This window comes from Actinosynnema sp. NPDC059335, assembly GCF_042752395.1.
In the GTDB taxonomy this organism is placed as follows: Bacteria; Actinomycetota; Actinomycetes; order Mycobacteriales; family Pseudonocardiaceae; genus Actinosynnema.
On the sequence record NZ_JBHYXZ010000033.1, the window covers coordinates 9,280 to 32,055 of the forward strand.

The window sequence follows — 22,776 nt, forward strand, 5'->3', positions numbered from 1 at the left end:
AGGTCTATGGTGGTCTTGGGGCCGTGGGTGGCGGGCGCGAGTGGTCGAAACCGGTGTTTTCGGGGGAGTCCCGGGTGAACGTGCGGCCCGCGACGGTGGGCCCCGCGACCGGTCCACCGGGAACTCCCAGGATCAGGCGAGGACGAGCCGCGGGTGGTGGACGTCGAGCCAGAGCGCGAAGTCGAGCGCCCGTTCCAGGCCGAGCCGGGTCACCCGGTCGACGGCCGCCGGCTCCAGGCCGCAGGCCCGCTCCAGCCACGGCCGGTCGACCAGCCCGAACGCCTCGTGGTCGCGCCGCGCGGCCAGCTCCCTGCCCTGCTCCTGCAACTGCCGCACGTAGTACGGGTCCTGCGTGGACGGGTACGGGCTCTTGACCCGCCAGGCGACCGAGTGCGGCAGCACGTCCTCGACCGCGCCGCGCAGCAGGCTCTTCTCCCGCCCGTCGTAGTTCTTGAACGACCACGGCGCGTTGTAGACGTACTCCACCAGCCGGTGGTCGCAGAACGGTACCCGCACCTCCAGGCCGACCGCCATGCTCAGCCGGTCCTTGCGGTCCAGCAGCCACCGCAGGAACCGCGTGAGGTGCAGGTGGATCATGATCCGCATGCGGTGCTCGTGGTCGTCCCCGGCGTCGCCGCGCTCGACGCCGGCGACTGCGCGCGCGTACTGGTCGCCCCGGTACTCCTCCAGCCGCAGCCGGTCCAGGAACGCCCGGTCCAGCCCGTGGCCGTCCTTGTCCAGCGGCCCGACGTTGAACGCGATCCAGGGGAACGCGTGGGCCTGCTGCACCTGCGGGGTGTGGATGTGCCGGTAGCCGCCGAACAGCTCGTCGGCCGACTCGCCCGACAGCGCCACGGTGGACCGCGCGCGGATCTCCTTGAACAGCAGGTAGAGGGAGAAGTCCATGTCGCCGAGGGTGATCGGCAGGTCGCGGGCGACGATCGCGGCACGGCGGACCTCGGGGTCGGCCAGGCCCTTCGGGTCGAGCACGATGTCGGCGTGCTCGGTGCCGACGTGCCGCACGACGTCCCGCACGAACGGCGCGTCCGGGGTGTCGCGCAGCTCGTCCGGGGTGAAGTGCTCGGTCTGGCCGGTGAAGTCGACCGCGAACGTGCGCACCCGCTCGTCGCCCAGGTGTGCCGCGGCCAGCGCGGTCAACGCGCCGGAGTCCAGGCCGCCGGACAGCAGCAGGCAGCGCGGGACGTCCGCGACGAGCTGCCTGGCCACGGTGTCGTCGAGCAGTTCGCGGACGCGGCCGACCGTGGTCTCCAGGTCGTCCTCGTGCGCGCGGGTCTCCAGCCGCCAGTAGGTGCGCTCCCGCACGCCGTCGGCGTCGGCCGTGACCACCGTGCCGGGCTCGACCTGGCGCATGCCCGCCCAGATGGCGTGGCCCGGCGTGAAGACGTAGGCCAGCGACTCGCGCAGGCCGTCGACGTCGACCACGCGCTCGGCCAGCGGGTTGGCCAGGATCGCCTTCGGCTCCGACCCGAACAGCAGCCCGTCCGCGGTCGGGTAGTAGTAGAGCGGCTTGATGCCGAGCCGGTCGCGGACCATGACGAGCTTCCGGTCGCGGGCGTCCCAGACGGCGAACGCGTACATGCCGTTGAGCCGGTCCGCCACCGCCGCGCCCCACCGCAGGTAGCCGCGCAGCACCACCTCGGTGTCGCTGGACGTGGTGAACCGCTCGCCCAGGCCGACCAGCTCCTCGCGCAGCTCGACGTAGTTGTAGCACTCACCGCTGTAGACGAGGGCGACCTCGCCGCCGGGCGTGCGCGCGGTCATCGGCTGCGCGCCGCCGGGCAGGTCGATCACGGCCAGCCGCCGGTGGCCGAGCGCGGCGTGCCGGTCGGTCCACGTGCCCGAGGCGTCCGGCCCGCGGCACGCCATGGTCCGCGTCATCGCGCCCAGCACCTCCGGCTCGCGGGTGAGGTCGCGGTCGAACGAGACCCAGCCGGTGATTCCGCACATCGTCCGCCTCCTGTGCTCCCCGGAGCGTGCTCCTCGCGCCGCCGGTCGGCAAACCGGCGCCGCCGTGAGGAGCGCGGGGACACCGGCCGACCTGCCCGTTCGTCCCCGCCACGCCAGTTGGTTGCGTCACCGTACTTTCCCGGCGCCGGGTAGGGGGCGCGTGCTTCGGGAAGAGGCGTTGCGGCGCTTCGGGATCGAGCGCCCGGGGTTTCCGGACATTCCCGACAACGGGCGTCAACGGGGCGTGCCGCGTGTCCCTCCGGCGGCCCGAGGCGGCTCGTCGCCGTGCCGCGGTCCGGCCGGTCCGTCGCTACGGTGGATCACGTGCCACGAAACCGCCTGTACCGCGACGGGGTGCTCGCGGAGGAGGACTTCCCGGTCACCGAGGTGTCCCGGCTGCTGTCCGACGAGGACGCCGTCGTGTGGCTGGACCTGTGCGGCCCGTCGGAGTCGGAGATGGCCGCGATCGCGGACGAGTTGGGCCTGCACGCCATGTCCGTGGAGGACGCCCTGGGGACGCACGAGCGGCCCAAGCTGCACCAGTACGACACCCACCTGCTCGTGAACGCGTACGCGGTGAGCCTGGACCGGGTGTCGGGCCGGTTGACCACGGCGGAGCTGTCGGCGTTCGTCACGCCGCGCGCGCTGGTCACGGTGCGCAACGACGACCGGTTCGACATCGACGCGGTGGCGCGGCGGTGGGACGAGTCGGCGAGCCTGGCCGGGAGTGGCGTCGGGTTCCTGCTGCACGGGTTGCTCGACTTCGTGGTGGACAGCCACTTCGAGGCGGTGCAGGCGTTGGACGACCACATCGAGGGCTTGGAGGACCTGGTGTTCTCCGAGCCCCCGAACGACCCGGACATGCAGCGGCGCGCGTTGGCGATGCGCAAGTCCCTGGTGACGTTGCGCCGGGTCGTGCTGCCGATGCGGGAGGTGCTCAACGGGTTGATCCGACGCGACCACACCGTGGTGGACGCGCGGATGGCCCCGTACTACCAGGACGTGTACGACCACGTGCTGCGCGCCTCGGAGTGGACCGAGTCGTTGCGGGACATGGTCGCCACCATCCGGGACATCCAGCTCAACCTCCAGGGCAACCGGCTGAACATGATCATGAAGAAGGTGACCGGGTGGGCGGCGATCATCGCCGTGCCGACCGCCGTGACGGGGTTCTACGGGCAGAACGTGCCTTACCCGGGGTACGGGACGGCCTGGGGCTTCTGGGTGTCCACGGTCGCCATGCTGCTGCTGTCGGCCGGGTTGTACCGGTTGTTCAAGCGGCGCGACTGGATCTGAGCGACGGGCGCGCGGGAGGATGGCGGGGAGAAGGGGGTAGTAGCAGATGACGGAGCAGGACGATCGTCGCGCGCCGGGGGTCGAGGCGTTGACGGACAAGATCAGGCAGCTCGTGCAGGAGGGCAACGCGCGCCGGGTGGTGGTGCGCAACGACAAGGGCGAGCCGGTGCTGGACATCCCGGTGACGGCCGGCGTGGTCGCCGCCGTGGCCGCGCCGGTGGTGACGGCGGTCGCCGCCTTCGCCGCGCTCGCCGGCCCGTGGTCGGTGGCCGTGGAACGCCCGACCGACCCCGACCCCGACCCCGACCCGACCGCCACCGCCACCGCCGACACGGCCACCGCCGACGCCGGCGATGCCGCCGCCGAAGGCACCGCCGTTACCGCCGACACCGCCGGCGGGACCGCAGCCACCAAGGCCACCGACACCGCGGCCGACACCGCGGCCGACACGAAGGCCACCGACAGCGCCGCCGATACCAAGGCCACCGACACCGCCGCCGAGGCCGCGCCCGCCGACACCGACGCCGCCGAGGCCGCTTCCGGGACCGCCGGAACCGCGTCGGGCGAAGCCGGATCGGGCGGTGCGCCGCCGTCCGCGAACTGATCACCGCCACCGCGTTCCCGGCACCGCGTCCCCTCGGGGGCGCGGTGTTTTCGTCCGCCCCCACCACCCCATACCACCGGCTCACGTCCACTTCGGAGGTTCGCAGGTCGGGCCCCGGAGGATGCGACGGCGCGTCTCAATCGGTGCCCCGCTCGTGCGCGACACCCGGCGGACGACCTGTCGGCAAAGTTAACGTGAAGATCGCCCGACGAACGGCCGGCAGCGACCCCTATATGCTTTCTATATCTCCATGTTAGCCCGGTACCGGGCCGTGCCGGAAGTTCACGGCTGTTCACGCCGGGCCGCGCGCTCGATTTGACAGGACCTCGGCGCATCGCTACTTTGCCGCGTCCGTCAATGTGAAGCCCGTTCTCGTTCAACGTTCTGACACGGTTTTGCCGTGGTGCTGCGCCAATCGGCTGATTGTGATCCCCCACGTCGGTTGCCAAGGTAGTCGGTGCTGATGAACGGGAACAGGTCACAGCCCGTTAGAACTTAACGAAGCTGTTTCGGTGATCGGCCACTTCTCGCGGTCCGCCGGGGTCGGGGAAGTGATGGCACGCCGGTCGGCGTGCGCAAGACCAGTGACGCGTGGTCCGCCGGCCGCGCGCGAACTTCCATCGAGGACGACGGCAGTGATGACGATCTCCTGTCCCAGGGGCCCGTTCACCGCCGTTCCCGGACGATTCGGGAACGCGGTGCGCGGGGTGGACAAACGTGAGGCGGGCACTACCGGCAGGCACTCGGGCGACGCGGTGGACACCGCCTCGCCAGGCGTTCCGCCGAGTTGTGCGCCCCGATCGCGCCGATGGCGCCGGCCCCGTCCGGCGCGTGCGCCACGGGCGGCGCGGCCCTCCTCCTAGCGCCTCGGCGCTCATTCCGGCACCCCCGCGTGCGCTGCGGGTGAATTGTGTCCGAAAGCCTCGGCTCACGTTCAGGTTCGTGAGCCGCCCACGCCTGTCCGCGCGGCAATGGCGCATGCCATGAATGCGATACCCGACATCGGGATTTCGCGTGCCGGCGGACCGGGTCCATTCCGCGTCAACGCCCCGGTGGGTGTCCGATGAACGAGGAACGAGGGCAGAGCCATGCTTGTCAACGAACACGGCGGGGAAACACCCCTGGCGCACGTCGCCGAACGCTGCCACGCGCTCGTGGGCGTGCTGCGCGAACGCGGGGTCGGCGACGGTGATCGGGTCGTGCTGTCGGCCCGCAACTCCGACGACTTCGTGGTGGTCCTGTTCGCGCTGATGGAGCTGGGTGTCTCCGTCGGCCTCGTGGACCCCGGCCTGCCGCCCGCGCAGGCCGCCGAGCACGTCGTGGACTCCGGCGCGCGGTGGTTCGTCACCGACGCCGACCAGGCCGACCCGGCGTTCGACCGCGTCGCGGCCGGGCTGCTCGACCTGCACGCGCTGGTCAAGACCGCGCTGGACGTCCCGGTCGCGGACGTGCCCGAGCCGACCTTCGCGCGGTGGGCACAGCGGCGCGACGCGCTGCTGGTGTGGAGTTCCGGCAGCTCGGGCAAGCCCAAGGGCATCGTCCGCTCCGGCGCGTCCGTGCTGCGCAACGTCGAGCGCACCCAGCGGCGCATGGGTTACGTCGAGTCCGACGTGCTGCTGCCGATGCTGCCGTTCACCCACCAGTACGGGCTGTCCATGCTCATGCTCTGGTGGAATGCCCGCTCCACGCTCGTGATCGCGCCCAGCCGGCGCGTCGACCAGGCGCTGGACGTGATCGCCCGGCACCGCGTGACCGTCGTGGACGCGGTCCCCGCCACGTACGACACGATGCTGCGCGTCGTCGACCGCCGCGACACCCGCGACCTCGGCTCGGTGCGCATGTGGTGCGTCGGCGGCGAACCGCTGCGCGACGAGCTGCGCGCCCGCTTCGAGAAGCGGTTCCAGGCCACCCTGCTCGACGGGTACGGCAGCAGCGAGGCGGGCAACATCGCCCTGGCCTCGACCGAGGACCCGACCCACTGCGGCACGCCGCTGGACGGCGTCGTGGTCGAGGTCCGCGACCCGCTCGGCAACCCCGCGCCGGCCGGCGAGGTCGGGGAGGTCGTGGTCCGCACCCCCGACATCATGGTCGGCCTGCTCGAACCCGGCGGCCGGGTGCGCGAGGTCGAGCGGCAGGAGTTCCACACCCGCGACATCGGCTACCTGACCCCGGAGGGGCAGGTCCGCGTGCTGGGCCGCAAGTCGGCCGTGCACCGCTTCGGCCACACGCTCTACCCCGACGCCATCGCGGAGAAGGCGGGCGCGTGCGGCGCGCCGGTGCGGGTGATCCCGGTCGAGGACGAGCAGCGCGGCACCCAGCTCGTGTTCGTGATCACCGACCCGACCGGGCAGCCGGTGGCGCACTGGAAGCGCGCCGTGTCCCGGTTCGTCGCCGCGCACGAGCAGCCCAACCGCGTGGTCGTGGTGAAGGACCTGCCGCTGGGCGGCAACGGCAAGGTGGACCTGCAGGCGCTGCGCGACCTCGCCGAGTCCACCGTGGCGCTCGAAGGCGTCAAGGGCGTGTTCCCCAAGGACCGCGACCACGGCGACGCCGACCTGTCGGCCATCCCGTTCCCCGACCGGCTCTCCCGGCTGACGGACCTCGCCCGCCTGCTGCGCGAGCGCCGCGCCGAGGTGATGTCCCTGCTCACGCAGGTGATGAGCTACAAGACCGCCTACGGCGAGATCGACGCGTCGATCGCCGCCCTGGAGGGCGCGGCGGCCGAGGTGGCGCGGTACCGGCCGCCCTCGGTCGGCCAGATCGGCGTGCTCATGCCGTCGAACATCCCGCTCTACAGCTACGTGCTGTACCTGGCGATCCCCAGCCTCTACAGCGAACGCGTGGTGTTCCGGCCGTCGCGGCGCATCGCCGACCAGCTGCTGAAGCTGCACGAGCTGCTGTCGGGCGTGCACCACCTGCCGATCGTGCTCGACGGGTCCGACCAGCGCGAGTTCCTGGAGGGCGAGGGCGCGCGCTCGGACGTGCTGGTGTTCACCGGCACGTTCAAGAACGCCGAGAAGATCCGCGCCGGCCTGCGCCGCGACCAGATGTTCCTCTACTTCGGACAGGGCGTGAACCCGTTCGTGGTCGGTCCGGACGCCGACATCCCGAAGGCCGTGGACGGGCTGCTGCGGGTGCGGATGCTGAACTCCGGGCAGGACTGCTTCGGCCCGGACGTCGTGTTCGTGCACACCTCGATCAGCGCGCAGTTCTGCAACCTGCTCTGCCGCCGGGTGGACAACCTGCGCTACGGCCGGTTCGACGACCCCAACGCCGACTACAGCCACATGTTCTACCTGGACGCGTTCGACGCGTCGCTCGACTACCTGCGCTCCAGCCGCGAGCACCTGGCCGCGGGCGGCGAGGTCAACTTCGTGGACGACCACCTCAGCCCGACGGTGCTGATCCGGCCCGCCGACACCAAGATGACGCCGCCGGAGCTGTTCGCGCCGATCTTCAACGTGGTGCCGTACACCTCGACGGACTGGCTGCACGGCATGCTCGACCACCAGTACTTCCAGGAGCGGGCCATGGCCGCCACGGTCTACGGCGACCTGCCCGAGACCGTCGAGCTGCTCCGCAAGCGGCACACGGTCAGCCTCAACGAGACCGTGATCGACATCGAGGACGGCAACGCGCCGTTCGGCGGCACGGGCATCCGCGCCAACTACGTCTCGCTGGGCCGCAAGCGCCACGCCGAGCCGCTGCTGATCTCGAAGGCCGTCGCCGACCACCTCGGCGGCGACCGCACGGCCGCGTCCGACGTCGCCGGCCGCACGGCCTGACGACCGCCGAGGAGGAGATGGGGGTGATCGACATGTCCGCGCAGCTCCAGCCGGGCAACGTCCGGGGCGCCTGGCACGCCGTGGCCCGGCTGCTCGCCGAGTCGGGCGTCCGGGTCGTGTTCGGCCTGCCCGACGACGACCTGGACGCGCTCGACGCGCTGCACGCCGCTGGCGTCCGGCTCGTGGTGTGCCGGGACCAGCGCAACGCGGTGTTCATGGCCACCGGCTACGCGATGCGGTCCGGCGCGCTCGGCGTCGCGCTCGTCGGCAAGGGCCCCGCGGTGACCAACACCGCGACCGGCCTGCTGGAGGCGGCGTCCTCCGGCGCGCCCGTGCTGCTGCTGTCCGGCGGCACGGCGGCCGAGCGGCGCGGCAGCGGCGCGTTCCAGGAGCTGGACCAGCAGGCGGTGATCGCGCCCCTGGTGAAGTCCGCGACCCGGGTCGAGCACCCCGACCGGCTGGCGCCCGCGGTGCGCCGGGCCGTCCTCGTCGCCACCAGCGGCGCGACCGGTCCGGTGTACGTGGAGGTGCCCGACCACCTGCTCAAGGTCGACGTGCCCGTGCCGCCGCCCCCGCCGCCGGTCGAAAGGCCGGCGGCGGTCGCGGTGGCCGACGACTCGGTCGCGCTGGACGTGCTGCGCACCGCCCGCCGCCCGATCGTGCTGGTCGGCGGCGGCCTGCGGCACCGCAACGCCGACGGCGTCGTGGAGCGGTTCGCCGAACGCGTGGGCGCGGCCCTGGCGTGCACGGCCAGCGGGCGCGGCGTGGTGGACGAGTCGTCCGTGCGGTTCATCGGCCTGGCGGGCCTGTACGCCCCGGAACGGGCCAAGGAGCTGTGGGCCGACACCGACTGCGTGGTCGTGCTCGGCAGCCGGCTGGAGGAGACCGCGACCTACGGCTGGCCCGCCGCCCTCGGCACGACCGTGCCCGTGGTGCAGGTCAACGTGGACGCGGCCGGCGTGGCCACCGGGTACGCCGGCCCGGTCGTGCTGGGCGACGGCGCGGACGTGTGCCGCGCGTGGCTGGAGCAGGTCGTGGACACCGCGCCGGTCGAGTGGTCCAAGCGCGTGGACGAGGTGCACCAGCGGTTGCGCGCCGACCACCGCCGCGAGCTGGCCGACCTGGCCGCGAAGCCGGAGCTGCACGTGGTGGAGGTGCTGGCCGCGCTGGACGCCGAGCTGCCCGCCGACCGCGTCCTGGTGCAGGAGAACGGCTTGCAGGACATGTGGTCCTACAGCTTCCCCCGGTTCGAGTGCGCGCACGGCGCCGGCTCGGTCGTGCCGTCCGAGCAGACCAGCCTCGGGTTCGGCGCGGCGGCGGCGGTCGGCGTGAAGGCGGCGGCGGAGCACCGGCCGGTGGTCGCGTTCGTCGGCGACGGCGCGTTCGGCCTGTTCGACGCCGACCTGCCGACGGCCGTCGCGCTCGGCCGGGGGCTGCTGTACGTGGTGCTGCGCAACGGCGGCTACGGCTGGCTGCACTCCCAGCTCGGCCCGCACAACCGCGACCTGGCGGGCACGGCGCTGGTGGACCCCGACGCCGTCGCGGCGCAGGCCCCCGCGTGGCGCGGCGTGCACCAGGTGACCGTCACCAAGGAGTCGCTGCGCGCCGACGTGGCCGACGCCTGGCGGCGCTCGCAGGAGGGCGAAGTCGTCGTCCTCAACGTCCCCGCGCGCCTGGAAGACGCGTTGTTCGCCGACCACGAAATCGGCGGCAGCTTCCCGGTCGCCGACTGACCCCCGATCGAAGCGAGGAGCAGCACATGGCCGAACGGCACGGCAGGCGGGTCGTCATCACCGGCTGGGGCGTGGTGTCCCCGGTCGGCCTCACCGCCGACGAGACGTGGGACGCGCTGGTCGCGGGGCGCAGCGGGATCGGGCACGTGACCGTCATCGACGCCTCCGACCTGCCCACCGACCTGGCGGGCGAGGTCAAGGGCTTCGAGCCGAAGAAGTACCTCAGCCACAAGCAGCTCCGCCGGATGGACCCGTACGCGCAGTACGCGTACGCCGCCGCCTCCGAGGCCGTCGGCACGGCGAAGCTGGAGATCACCGAGGACAACGGGCACCGCGTCGGCGCGCTCATCGGCAGCGGCTACGGGCCCATGCAGTCGCTCGGCGAGCACGTGGTGGTGCTCAACGAGAAGGGGCCCCGCGCGGTCAGCCCGTTCGCGCCCGTCACCGGCGCCATCGACAGCGCGGCGGGCGAGATCAGCCTGGCGTTCGGGGTGACCGGGCCGACCCGGGCGCTGAGCAGCGCCTGCGCGTCCGGCACCGACGCGATCGGCGAGGCCGCGCGGTGGGTGCGCTACGGCGTGGTCGACGCGGTGATCGCGGGCGGCGCGGAGAACATCCTGACCCGGGTGGACATGGCGGGCAGCGGCAACGCCAAGGCGCTGTCCGGCCGGGTCGACGCGCCGACCGAGGCGTGCCGCCCGTTCGACGAGGACCGCGACGGGTTCGTGATGGCCTCCGGGTCCGGGATCGTGGTGATGGAGTCCGAGGAGCACGCGCTGGCGCGCGGCGCGACGATCCTGGCCGAGGTCGCGGGCTACGCGGCCACGTCCGACGCGCACCACTGGACCGCGCCGCACCCGGAGGGCCGGGGCGCGCGGGCCGCCATGCGGGGCGCGCTGGCCGACGCGGGCCTCACGCCCGAGGACGTCGGCTACGTCAACGCGCACGGCACCAGCACGGTGTTCAACGACCAGTCCGAACTGGACTCGATCCGCGCCGTGTTCGGCGACCACGTCGAGCGCATCCCGGTCAGCTCCACGAAGTCCATGACCGGGCACATGATCGGAGCGGCGGGCGCGGTGGAGGCGATCGTCGGCGCGATGGCGATCAACCGCGGGCTCGTGCCGCCGACGATCAACTGCCACCGGCCGATCGACCCGGCCGTCAACTTCGTCGCCCACGAGGCGCAGGCGCACGACGTGGACGTGGTGATGAGCAATTCCTTCGGCTTCGGCGGCCACAACGCCGTCGTCGTGCTGCGTCGGTGGCAGGGCTAGGGAGGACCAGGGACATGAGCGAGGACAGGCGGCGGTGGCCGCTCTCCCCGGGGCAGCTCGGGATCTGGTACGGCCAGCGGTTGAACCCCGACAACGTGTTCGTCATGTCGGAGTACCTGGAGATCCACGGCGCGGTGGACGTGGCGGCGTTCGAGGAGGCGCTGCGCCGGACCGTGCTGGAGGCCGAGACCGTCCAGGTGCGGTTCACCGAGGACGCCGACGGCGTGTGGCAGTTCCTCGCCCCCGACCCGCACCTGCACTTCTTCGACCACACCGACCGCGCCGACCCCGTCGGTGACGCGGTCGCGTGGATGGACGACGACCTGTACCGGCCGATGGACCTGGAGCGGGGACCGCTGTCGGTCGACGCGTTGTTCAAGGTCGAGGAGGACCGGTACCTGTACTACCAGCGCAACCACCACGTCATCGCGGACGGGGTGAGCGGGCGCATCTTCACCGACCGCCTGGCCGCGGTGTACTCGGCGCTCGTCGCGGGCGAGGAGCCGCCGCCCACCCCGTTCGCCACCCTCCAGCAGTACCTCGACGACGACGCCGCCTACCGCGCGTCCGACGCCTACCGGCGCGACCGGGAGCACTGGCGGACCCGCCTGGCCGACCGGCCCGCGCCCGTCGGCCTCACCTCCGGCGTCGCGCCCGCCAGCGCCCGGCCCGCCCGCGCCACCGCGCACGTCGACCCGGCGCTGATGGACCGGATGAAGGAGCTGACCCGGGCCAACGCCTCCACCTGGCCGATGGCGCTCACCGCCGCCACCGCCGTCTACCTGCACCTGGTCACCGGGGCCCGCACCACGCCCGTCGGCTTCCCGGTGATGGCGCGCAAGAGCAAGCTGCTGCGCGAGACGCCCGGCATGGTCAGCAACATCCTCGCGCTGTTCGTGGACCTCGACCCGGCCGCCACGTTCCTCGACGTGCTGCGCCGCACCACCGCGGAAGCCCGCGCCACGCTCAAGCACCAGCGGTACCGGCAGGAGGACGTGCTGCGCGACCTCGGCCTGGTGCGCGGCGCGGGCCAGCTCGCCAACGTCGTGGTCAACATCATGCCGTTCGACTACAACGTCACCTTCGGCGGGCACCGCGTCACCGCGCACAACCTGTCCAACGGCGTGATCGACGACGTGGAGATCACCGCCTACGACCGGTCCGACGGCAAGCCCGTGCGGATCGACCTGGACGGCAACGAGTTCCTCTACACCGAGCCCGAGGTGGCCGGGCACCTGGACCGGCTGCTGCGGCTGCTGGACCGGCTGCTGGCCGACCCGGAGGCCCCGCTGGCGTCGTTCGACCTGCTCGACGCCGCCGAACGGGAGCAGGCGCTGGTCGGGTGGAACCGCACCGACGCGCCGCTGGACGACGCCGACGGCGTGGTGCGCCGGGTGCGGGAGCACGCCCGCCTCACACCGGACGCGGTGGCCGTGGTGGACGACGACGGACCGACCACCTACGCCGAGCTGGCCGGGCGCGCGGGCGCGTTGACCCGCCGGCTGTGGGACGCCGGTGTCGGCCGCGGGGACCTGGTGGCGCTGCCCACCGCGCCCGGCCGCGACTTCGTGGTGTCCGTGCTGGCGGTGTTCGGCGCGGGCGCGGCCTACGTGCCGGTGGACTCCGACGCGCCGATCGCCCGCGGTCGCGCGCTGCTGGCCGACAGCGGCGCGCGGTTGGTGCTCGCCTCACCCGCCGTCGCGCCCTTCGCGACGGCGCTGGCCGGGGGCGTGGACCTGCCGGTGGGCGGTGCGGTGGGCGACGAGCCGGCCGGAGCCACCGCCTTGCCTGCGGTGGGTGGCGACGTGCGTGAACCCGCCGGAGGCGCGGCCGTGCCGGCGGGCGACGAGCGGCACGGGCCGGCCGGGAGCGTGGGACTGCTCCTGGTCGGCGACGAGGTGGCCCACGAGCTGCCCGAGCCGGTGGGCGCGGGGGACGACCTGGCGTACGTGCTGTTCACGTCCGGGTCCACCGGCAAGCCCAAGGGGGCCATGGTCACCCACCGGGGCATGGTCAACCACCTGCTGGCCAAGGTGGAGGACTGCGTCCTGTCCGAAGAGGACACGGTGGTGCAGAACGCGCCGCTGACGTTCGACATCTCCATCTGGCAGATGCTCGCCCCGCTGGTGGCGGGCGGCACGGCGCGCGTGGTCACCCGCGAGCTGGCCGCCGACCCGCGCGGCCTGTTCGACCGGACCGACGCCGAGCGCGTGGCCGTGCTGGAGGTCGTGCCGTCGCTGCTGCGCGCCGCGCTGGACCTGTGGGACGCCGACGGCGGCCGCCCGGCGCTGCGCTCGCTGCGGCTGCTCGTCGCGACGGGGGAGGCGCTGCCCGCCGACCTGTGCGAGCGGTGGCTGGCCGCGTTCCCCGGCATCCCGCTGATGAACGCCTACGGCCCCACCGAGTGCGCCGACGACGTGACGCACGCGTTCATCACCGCGCCCGAGGACGTGGCCGACGGCGTGCCGATCGGCAGCGCGCTGCGCAACACCCGCCTGTACGTGCTGGACGACCGGCTGCGGCCGGTGCCCGTCGGCACGCCCGGCGAGCTGTACGTGGGCGGCGAGGGCGTCGGCCGCGGCTACCTCGACGACCCGCGCCGCACGGCCGTCGTGTTCGTGGCCGACCCGTTCGCGCCGCGTCCGGGCCGCCGCATGTACCGCACCGGCGACTACGTGGTGCGCCGCGCGGACGGCTCGCTGGTGTTCCTGGAGCGCCGCGACCACCAGGTGAAGGTCCGCGGCCACCGCATCGAGCTGGGCGAGGTCGAAGCCGCCCTCGCGGGGCACGGCGGTGTCGGCGCGCTCGCCGTCGTCGTCCGCGAGGACCGGCCCGGCGACAAGCGGCTCGTCGCGTACGTGACGCCCCCCGACGTGGACCTGGCCGCGCTGCGGGCGTCGGCCGAGTCCCGGTTGCCGGGCTACATGGTGCCGTCGGCGTTCGTGGCCCTCGACGCGCTGCCGTTGACGCCCAACGGGAAGCTCGACCGGCACGCCCTGCCCGCACCCGAGGCGGGCGCGGCCGGACGCGCGCCGCGCAACCCGCTGGAGGAGCTGCTCGTCGCCGTGTTCGCCGACGTGCTCGGCGTCGAGCGGGTCGGCGTGGACGAGGGCTTCTTCGACCTCGGCGGGCACTCCCTGCTCGCCACCCGCCTGATCAGCAAGGTGCGGGCCGCGCTCGGCGTGGAGCTGTCGCTGCGGTCGGTGTTCGACCACCCCACGCCCGCCGGGCTCGCGCTCGTCGTGGCCGGCGCGGACGTCGCGCGCTCCCGGCCCACCGCCCGCCCGCGCCCCGACGTCGTGCCCCTGTCGTCCGCCCAGCGCCGGCTGTGGTTCCTGCACGGCCTGGACGAAACCGGCGGCACCTACAACGTGCCGCTGCCGCTGCGCCTGACCGGACCGCTCGACCGCGCCGCGCTGCTGGCCGCGCTCGGCGACGTGGTGACCCGCCACGAGCCGCTGCGCACCCGCTACCCCGAGGTCGACGGCGAACCGTCCCAGCTCGTCCTGGACCCCGCCGAGGCGCTGCGCCTGCTGCCCGACCAGGTGGAGACCGCGGCCGTCGCCGACCCGGCGGAGGAGCTGACCGCCGCCACCGGCCACCGGTTCGACCTGACCCACGGCCTGCCGTGGCGGTTGTGGCTGTTCGAGACCGCGCCGGACGAGCACGTGCTGCTGCTGGTCGTGCACCACATCGCCGCCGACGGCTGGTCGCTCGCGCCCCTGCTGCGCGACCTGGGGGCCGCCTACCGGGCGCGGCACGCGGGCGTCGCACCGGAGTTCGCGTCGCTGCCGCTGCAGTACGCGGACTTCGCGCTGTGGCAGCGCGACGCGCTCGGCGACGAGGACGACCCGGACGGCGCGTTCGCCCGCCAGGTCCGGTTCTGGCGCGACCGGCTCGCCGGGCTGCCCGAGGTGCTGGAGCTGCCCGCGGACCGGCCGCGACCCGCCGTGCCGTCGCACCGGGGCGCACGCGTGCCGCTGACCGTGGACGGCGAGCTGTACGCGCGGCTGGCCGACCTCGCCCGCGAGACCCGCACCAGCGTGTTCATGGTCCTGCACGCCGCCGTCGCCGCGCTGCTGACGCGGCTGGGCGCGGGCACGGACGTCCCGCTGGGCACGGCGGTGGCCGGGCGTTCGGACGAGGTGCTGGACGACCTGGTCGGGTTCTTCGTGAACACGTTGGTGCTGCGGACCGACACGTCCGGGGACCCGACGTTCAAGGAGCTGCTGGAGCGGGTGCGGCAGACGGACCTGGCCGCGCTGGCGCACCAGGACGTGCCGTTCGAGCGCCTGGTGGAGGAGCTGAACCCGCGCCGTTCGCTGGCGCGGCACCCGCTGTTCCAGGTCATGCTCGTGCTCCAGAACACCCCCGACCCGGACGTGGCGCTGCCCGGCCTCGACGTCGCCGTGGCGGACCTGCGCACCGCCGTCGCCAAGTTCGACCTGTGGTTCGACCTGTACGAGACCCGGGACGACGGCGGCGCGGTGACCGGCGTGGCCGGCGCGCTGGAGTACGCCCTCGACCTGTTCGACGAGGCCACCGCGCGCCACCTGGTCACCCGCCTGGGCACGCTGCTCGCCGCCGTCGCAGCCGACCCCGGCACGCCGGTCGCCCGCCTCGACCTGCTCACCCCCGAGGAGCGGCACGCCGAGCTGGTCACCTGGAACGACACCGCCCGCCGCGTCGGCGGCACGTCCCTGGCCGCCCGCTTCGAGGCCCAGGCCGCCGCCACGCCCGACGCGCCCGCCGTGGCGTTCGACGGCGGCACGCTCACCTACGGCCGGCTCGACGCCGAGGCGAACCGGTGGGCGCACCGCCTCGCCGCCGCGGGCGTCACCACCGAGACGCCCGTCGCGCTGCTGCTGGACCGGTCGCCCGACCTGGTCGTGCTGATCCTCGCGGTGCTCAAGGCGGGCGGCTACTACGTGCCGCTGCACGAGTCGTACCCGGTGGAGCGCCTGGACTTCGTGCTCGCCGACCTCGGCGCGCCCGTCCTGGTCACCGACCGCGCGGAGCTGCCCGAGGGCCTGACCGCGCCGGTGCACGTGGTGCGCACCGACGAGCGGCCGCCCGCCGCGGGCCCGCTGCACCGGCGGGCGCACCCCGACCAGCTCGCCTACGTCATGCACACCTCCGGCTCCACGGGCGTGCCCAAGGGCGTCGCGGTGACCCACGCCAACGTCGTGGAGCTGGCCACCGACCGGCTGTTCACCACGCCCGCGCACGCCCGCGTGCTGCTGCACTCCTCGCACGCCTTCGACGCGGCCACCTACGAGCTGTGGGCGCCGCTGCTGTCCGGCGGCACGGTCGTCGTCGCCCCGGCCGGCGTGCTGGACATCGCCACCCTCGGCCGGGTCGTCGCGGACCACCGCGTCACCGCGCTGTGGCTCACGGCCGGGTTGTTCCGGCTGGTCGCCGAGGAGGCGCCGGCCTGCCTGGCGGGCGTGCGGGAGGTGTGGACCGGCGGTGACGTGGTGCCGGCCGCCGCAGTGGCGCGGGTCCGCGCGCACTGCCCGGACCTGACCGTGGTGGACGGCTACGGCCCGACCGAGACCACGACGTTCGCCACCCGCCACCCCCTCCGGCCCGGCGAACCCGACCCGGAGGCCATGCCCATCGGCCTGCCGATGGACAACACCCGCGTGCACGTGCTCGACGCCGACCTGAACCTCACCCCGCCCGGCGCGGTCGGCGAGCTGTACGTGGCGGGCGCCGGCCTGGCCCGCGGCTACCTCGGTCGCCCCGGGCTCACCGCGGAGCGGTTCGTGGCCAACCCGTACGGGCCTCCCGGCGACCGCATGTACCGCACCGGCGACCTGGTCCGCCGCCGCCCGGACGGCCGGCTCGCGTTCCACGGCCGGGCCGACGACCAGGTGAAGCTGCGCGGGTTCCGGATCGAGCCCGGCGAGGTCGAGGCCGTGCTGGCCCGGCGCCCCGACGTCGCGCACGCGGTGGTCGCCGTCCGCGCCGACCACCGCGGCGAACGCCGCCTCGTGGCCTACGTCGTGCCCGCCGAGGGCGCGACCGCGGACCCGGCGGCGTTGCGCGCCCACGTCGGCGAGGCGCTGCCCGCGTACATGGTGCCGTCGGTGGTGGTGGAGCTGGACGCGTTGCCGCTCAACGGCAACGGCAAGGTCGACCGGCACGCCCTGCCCGCGCCCGCCACCCCCGTCACGTCCGCGGCCCGTGCGGCGCACGGCGCGGAGCAGGTGCTGTGCGGCCTGTTCGCCGACGTGCTCGGGGTCGGCGAGGTCGGCGTGGACGACGGCTTCTTCGACCTCGGCGGCCACTCGCTGCTCGCGATGCGGCTGATCAGCCGGGTGCGCGCGGTGCTGGGCGTGGAGGCGCCCATCCGCGCGGTGTTCGAGCACCCGACCCCCGCCGGGCTGGCCCGCGCCCTGCGCGACGCCGCGCCCGCCCGCGCCCGGGTGACCGCGCGCCCCCGACCCGACGTGGTGCCGCTGTCCGCCGCCCAGCAACGCCTGTGGTTCCTGGACCGGCTCGACGAGGCCGGCGGCATGTACTCGGTGCCGGTGGCGGTGCGGCTCACCGGCGCGCTGGACGACGCGGCGCTGCTCGCCGCCGTGGCCGACGTGGTCGGCCGGCACGAGGTGCTGCGGACCGTGTTCCCCGAGGTCGACGGCGCGCCGCGACAGGCGGTGCTGGACCCGGCCGCGGCCGCGGCCCTGCTCAGCGCCGCCACCCGGCGGGTCGACACGACCGGGGACGCGCTGCCCGCCGAGCTGGCCGAGGCGGTGCGGCACAAGTTCGCCCTCGCCGACGACCTGCCCGTGGCCGTCCGCCTGTACCGGCTCGCCGACGACCACCACGTGCTGCTCCTGCTGCTGCACCACGTCGCCGCCGACGGCTGGTCGCTCGCGCCGCTGCTGCGCGACCTCGGCGTGGCCTACCGCGCCCGGCACGCGGGCGTCGCACCGGAGTTCACGCCGCTGCCCGTGCAGTACGCGGACTACACGGTGTGGCAGCACGACGTGCTCGGCTCGGACGACGACGAGCGCAGCGCGTTGCGGGCCCAGCTCGACCACTGGCGCGCGCGCCTGGCCGACCTGCCCGACGCGCTGGACCTGCCGACCGACCGGCCGCGCCCGAGCCGGCCGGAGAACGCGGGCGGCTCCGTGCCGCTGAGCCTGGACGCCGACGTGCACGCCCGCGTGGCGCGGCTGGCCGCCGAGCACGGCGCGAGCCCGTTCATGGTGCTGCACGCCGCGCTCGCCGCGCTGCTGACGCGGCTCGGCGCGGGGTCGGACATCCCGGTCGGCACGCCCGTGGCGGGCCGGCGGGACGAGGCGCTGGACGACCTGGTCGGGTTCTTCGTCAACACGCTCGTGCTGCGGGTGGACACGTCCGGCGAGCCCGCGTTCGCCGACCTGCTCGACCGGGTCCGCGACGTGGACCTGGCCGCGTTCGCCAACCAGGACGTGCCGTTCGACCGGCTGGTGGAGGAGCTGGCGCCGCAGCGGTCGCTGGCCCGGCACCCGCTGTTCCAGGTGCTGCTGGCGCTGCAGAACAACGCCAACCCGGACCTGGACCTGCCCGGCGTGACGCCCGAGGTGGTGGACCTGCCCGCCGGCCCGGCCAAGTTCGACCTGTCGTTCACCCTGGCCGAGCGGCACGACGCCGACGGCGCGCCGGCGGGCCTGCACGGCGAGCTGGAGTACAGCCGGGACCTGTTCGACGCCGACACCGCGCACCGCGTGGCCGGCTGGTTCGCCCGCGTCCTCGACCAGGCCACGGCCGAGCCGTCCCGGCGGGTCGGCGAGCTGGACCTGCTCGCCCCCGGCGAGGCCGAGCACCTGGCCCGAGGCGCGGTCGGACCCGTCGGCCCGGTGCCGGACCCGACCGTGCTCGCCGAGTTCGAGCGGTTCGCCGCGATCCGCTGCGACCAGCGCGTCCTGGTGGCGGGCGACGTGCGGCTCACCGCGGCCGAGGTGGAGCGGCGCGCCAACCGGCTCGCGCACTCCCTGCTGCGCCGCGGCACGGCGGTCGGCGACGTGGTGGCCGTGGAGCTGCCCCGCTCGGTCGACACGGTCGTGGCGCTGCTGGCCGTGCTCAAGGCGGGCGCGGTGTACCTGCCGCTGGACCCCGACCACCCGGCGGAACGCCTGCGCGCCATCCTCGCCGACGCCCGCCCGGCCCTGGTGATCCGGGACTCGGTCGCCGACCACACCGACCCCGACGCCCCGGACACCGCGCCCGTCGACGCCGACCGCACCCGGCCCCTGACCGCCCGGGACGCGGCCTACGTCATCTACACCTCCGGCTCGACCGGGCAGCCCAAGGGCGTGGTGGTCGAGCACGGCTCGCTGGCGAACCTGCTGCGCCACCACCAGGAGCACGTGTTCTCGGTCGCCGCCCGACGCCTCGGCCAGGACCGGCTGCGCGCCGCGCTGACCGCGCCCGTGGCGTTCGACGCGTCCTGGGACCCGGTGCTGTGGATGCTCGCCGGCCACGAGCTGCACGTCATCGGCGACGACGCCCGCCGCGACCCGGACGCCCTCGTCGCGCACCTGCGCCGGGAGCGGATCGACGTCGTCGAGACGACGCCGTCCTACGTGGACCACCTGGTCGCGCACGGCCTGCTGGACGGCGACGAGCGCTTCCCGGCCGTCGTCCTGCTCGGCGGCGAGGCGGTGCCCGCGCACCTGTGGGAGCGGCTGCGCGGCACGCCCGGCCTGGTGGCGTTCAACTTCTACGGCCCCACCGAGTCCACCGTGGACTCGATGATCGCCGACCTGGCCGACCACCCGGCGCCGGTCATCGGCACGCCGGTGCTCAACAGCCGGGCCCACGTGCTCGACGCCTGGCTGCGGCCGGCGCCCGTCGGCGTGCCGGGCGAGCTGTACCTGGCCGGCCCGAACGTCGCGCGCGGTTACCTCGACCGGCCCGCGCTCACCGCGCACCGGTTCGTCCCGGACCCGTACGGCGCGCCCGGCGAGCGCATGTACCGCACCGGCGACCTGGCCCGCCGCCTGCCCGACGGGCACGTGGAGTTCCTGGGCCGGGTCGACAGCCAGGTCAAGGTGCGCGGCTTCCGGGTCGAGCCCGGCGAGGTGGAGGCCGCGTTGCGCCGCCACGACGGCGTGGACGCCTGCACCGTGCTGCTGCGCGCCGACCACGCCGGCACGCCGCGCCTGGTCGCCTACGTCACCGCGGCGGCGGGCGCGGAGCTGGACACCGCGGCCCTGCGGTCCGCGCTGCGCGCCGAGCTGCCCGACTACATGGTGCCGTCCGCGGTGGTGGTGCTGGACGAGCTGCCGCTGAGCCGCAACGGCAAGCTCGACCACGCCGGGCTGCCCGCGCCCGCCGCGCCCGACCCGACCCCGCACGCCGGCGGCGCCCGCACGGCCCGCGAGGCGGTGCTGTGCGGCGTGTTCGCGGACGTGCTCGGCCTGCCCGACGTGGGCGTGGAGGACAGCTTCTTCGACCTCGGCGGCGACAGCATCGGCTCGATCCAGCTCGTCAGCCGCGCCCGCCGGGCCGGCCTGGTGTTCACCCCGCGCGACGTGTTCGAGCGCAAGACCGTCGCCGAGCTGGCCCTGGTGGCGGTCGAACCCGCCGACGCGCGGCTCGTGCCCGACGCCACCGGCAGCGGCCCCGCCGTGCTCACGCCGGTCGTGCGCTGGTTCCTCGACAGCGGCGGCACGCTCGACGGGTTCAACCAGGCGCAGCTCGTCGCCGTGCCGGCCGAACTCGGCCGGGACCGGCTGCTGGGCGCGCTGGACGCGCTGCTGGACCACCACGACGCGCTGCGCTCGCGCCTGGCCCGCGACGACGAGGGGGAGTGGGTCTACGAGATCGCCGAACGCGGGTCCGTCCGCGCCGCCGACCTCACCCGCCGCGTCGACGTGACGGGGCTGGCCGAGGCCGAGCGCGCCGCGGTCGTCCGGGCCGAGGCCGACACCGCGTGGCGACGCCTCGACCCGGCCCGCGGCCTGCTCGTGCAGGCGGTGTGGTTCGACGCGGGTCCCGCGCACCCCGGCGACCTGCTCCTGGTCGTGCACCACCTGGCCGTGGACGGCGTGTCGTGGCGCATCCTGCTGCCCGACCTGGCCCAGGCGTGGCACGCCCTGGCGGCCGGCCGCGAGCCGGAGCTGGAACCGGTGTGGACGTCGTGGCGGCGCTGGTCGCACCTGCTGCACGACGCCGCGCACGACCCGACCCGCGCCGACCAGCTGCCGTACTGGACCGCCGTGCTCGACGGACCCGACCCGCTGCTGGGCGCGCGTCCGCTCGACCCGGCCCGGGACACGGTCGGCGTCGCCCGCACCGCCGAGGTGGTCCTCACCCCGGAGGAGACGACGCCGCTGCTCACCGAGGTGCCGGCGGCGTTCCACGCGGGCGTGGACGACGTGCTGCTGACCGCGCTGGCCCTGGCCGTCGCCCGGTGGCGGGAACGGCGCGGGCGCGGCGCGGAGACCTCCGTGCTGCTCCAGGTCGAGGGCCACGGCCGCGAGGACGTGGTGCCGGACGTCGAGCTGTCCCGCACGGTGGGCTGGTTCACCAGCGTGCACCCGGTGCGGCTGGACCCCGGTCGCGTCGGCTGGCCCGAGCTGCTGGCCGGGGGACCGGCCGCGGGCGCCGCCCTCAAGCGGGTCAAGGAGCAGCTGCGCGAGCTGCCGGAGAAGGGCGTCGGCTACGGCCTGCTGCGCCACCTCAACGCCGACACCGCGGGCAAGCTCGCGGGCCTGGGCGCGCCGCAGATCGCGTTCAACTACCTCGGCCGCGTCGACACCGCCGCACCCGGCGGCGACCGGCTGTGGCTGCCCGCGCCCGGATTCACCGCGCCCGTCGGGCACGACGACCTGCCGTTCGTGCACGCCGTGGAGATCACGGCGGTCACCGAGGACACCGCCGACGGCCCGCGCCTGGCCGCCACCCTCGCGTGGCCCGCGGACCTGCTCGCCGACGCCGAGGCGGCCGACCTCGGCACGGCGTGGCGCGAGGCGCTGCGCGGGCTGGTCGAGCACGTCCGGACCACCGCGTCCGGCGGGCTCACCCCGTCCGACGTGGACTTGGTCCCGCTCAGCCAGGACGAGCTGGACCTGCTGGAAGACGACGAGTTCGACGAGAGCGAGGACCTGGACCGATGAGCAAGAAGTCCGCAGTCGAGGACGTCCTGCCGCTGTCGTCGTTGCAGGAGGGGTTCCTCTTCCACGCCCTGTACGACCGCGACGGCCTGGACGTCTACACCGTCCAGATGGCCACCGAGCTGACCGGCCCGGTGGACGTGGTCGCGCTGCGCGCCGCCGCCGACGCGCTGCTGCGCCGCCACGCCAACCTGCGCGTCGGCTTCCGGCACAAGGGCCTCGACCGCCCGGTGCAGGTGGTGCGCCGCGAGGTGCGCGCGCCGTGGCGGGACGTCGACCTGACCGGCAGCGCCGACCCCGAGGCCGAGTACGCGGCGCTGGTGGACGAGGAACGCGCCCGCCGGTTCGACATGGCCCGCGCGCCGCTGCTGCGGTTCGTGCTGGTCGTGCTGCCCGGCCGGGTGCACCGGCTGCTGCTGACCATGCACCACATCCTGATGGACGGCTGGTCCACGCCGGTGTTCCTGGACGAGCTGTTCACCCTCTACGAGCACGCGGGCGACGACTCGGCGATGCCCCGCGTCACCCCCTACCGCGACTACCTGGGCTGGCTCAACCGCCAGGACACCGAGGGCGCGCTGGCCGCCTACGACGAGGTGCTCGCCGGCCTGGACGGGCCGACGCTCGTCGGCGCCGCCGCCGACAACGCCTCCGTCGTGCCGGACGGGGTGCTGGTCGAGCTGGACGACGAGCTGACCGACGCCCTCACCCGCACCTCCCGCGCCCGCGGCTGGACCATGAACACCCTCGCCCAGGGCGCGTGGGGCGTGGTGCTCGGCCGCTACCTCGGCCGCCGCGACGTGGTGTTCGGCGGCACGGTGTCCGGCCGGCCCGCCGAGCTGCCCGGCGTGGAGACCATGCTGGGCCTGTTCATCAACACGCTGCCGGTGCGCGTCACGTGGCACGCCGGGCAGTCGCTGGGCGACCTGCTGGCCGCCGTGCAGGACCGCCAGGCCGGGCTCATCGCGCACCAGCACGTCGGCCTCGCCGACGTGCAGCGCC

General features: G+C 74.5%; 8 protein-coding genes. 7 read left to right on the forward strand and 1 reads right to left on the reverse strand.

Going from position 1 to position 22,776, the window contains the following annotated elements:
- Positions 1 to 132 precede the first annotated feature (132 nt).
- On the reverse strand, positions 133 to 1,968 hold the full coding sequence (gene asnB / locus ACFXGA_RS13110; protein ID WP_378087342.1) for an asparagine synthase (glutamine-hydrolyzing): 1,836 nt from the start codon (positions 1,966 to 1,968) through the stop codon (positions 133 to 135).
- 324 nt (positions 1,969 to 2,292) lie between these two features.
- Here asnB and ACFXGA_RS13115 point away from each other — a divergent pair, with 324 nt between their 5' ends.
- The 7 genes from ACFXGA_RS13115 to ACFXGA_RS13145 all read left to right on the forward strand — a co-directional run.
- The gene (locus ACFXGA_RS13115; protein ID WP_378087344.1) at positions 2,293 to 3,264 is read left to right on the forward strand and encodes a magnesium transporter CorA family protein; all 972 of its coding nucleotides are present in this window, start codon (positions 2,293 to 2,295) and stop codon (positions 3,262 to 3,264) included.
- A gap of 46 nt (positions 3,265 to 3,310) precedes the next feature.
- Positions 3,311 to 3,868: a DUF4342 domain-containing protein gene (locus tag ACFXGA_RS13120; RefSeq protein ID WP_378087346.1), complete on the forward strand. Its 558-nt coding sequence runs from the start codon at positions 3,311 to 3,313 to the stop codon at positions 3,866 to 3,868.
- A 1,088-nt stretch (positions 3,869 to 4,956) separates the two neighbouring features.
- Positions 4,957 to 7,653, forward strand: a complete 2,697-nt coding sequence (locus ACFXGA_RS13125) for an aldehyde dehydrogenase family protein (protein ID WP_378087348.1) — start codon at positions 4,957 to 4,959, stop codon at positions 7,651 to 7,653.
- 32 nt (positions 7,654 to 7,685) lie between these two features.
- Positions 7,686 to 9,386 carry a thiamine pyrophosphate-binding protein gene (locus tag ACFXGA_RS13130; RefSeq protein ID WP_378087402.1) on the forward strand — a complete coding sequence of 567 codons (1,701 nt, stop codon included), beginning with the start codon at positions 7,686 to 7,688 and terminating at the stop codon, positions 9,384 to 9,386.
- Positions 9,387 to 9,412: 26 nt separating this feature from the next.
- Complete coding sequence (fabF, locus tag ACFXGA_RS13135) at positions 9,413 to 10,663, forward strand: beta-ketoacyl-ACP synthase II (protein ID WP_378087350.1); 1,251 nt, start codon at positions 9,413 to 9,415, stop codon at positions 10,661 to 10,663.
- Positions 10,664 to 10,677: 14 nt separating this feature from the next.
- Positions 10,678 to 21,777: an amino acid adenylation domain-containing protein gene (locus ACFXGA_RS13140; protein ID WP_378087352.1), complete on the forward strand. Its 11,100-nt coding sequence runs from the start codon at positions 10,678 to 10,680 to the stop codon at positions 21,775 to 21,777.
- Positions 21,774 to 22,776: condensation domain-containing protein (locus tag ACFXGA_RS13145; protein ID WP_378087354.1), on the forward strand; the 1,003-nt coding region annotated here is incomplete at its 3' end. The genes ACFXGA_RS13140 and ACFXGA_RS13145, both read left to right, overlap by 4 nt.

Coding starts and splice junctions, on each gene's coding strand:
- ACFXGA_RS13120 (WP_378087346.1), top strand. CDS start 3,311: ATGACGGAGCAGGACGATCGTCGCGCGCCGGGGGTCGAGGCGTTGACG.
- fabF (WP_378087350.1), top strand. CDS start 9,413: ATGGCCGAACGGCACGGCAGGCGGGTCGTCATCACCGGCTGGGGCGTG.
- ACFXGA_RS13140 (WP_378087352.1), top strand. CDS start 10,678: ATGAGCGAGGACAGGCGGCGGTGGCCGCTCTCCCCGGGGCAGCTCGGG.
- ACFXGA_RS13125 (WP_378087348.1), top strand. CDS start 4,957: ATGCTTGTCAACGAACACGGCGGGGAAACACCCCTGGCGCACGTCGCC.
- asnB (WP_378087342.1), bottom strand. CDS start 1,968: ATGTGCGGAATCACCGGCTGGGTCTCGTTCGACCGCGACCTCACCCGC.
- ACFXGA_RS13130 (WP_378087402.1), top strand. CDS start 7,686: ATGTCCGCGCAGCTCCAGCCGGGCAACGTCCGGGGCGCCTGGCACGCC.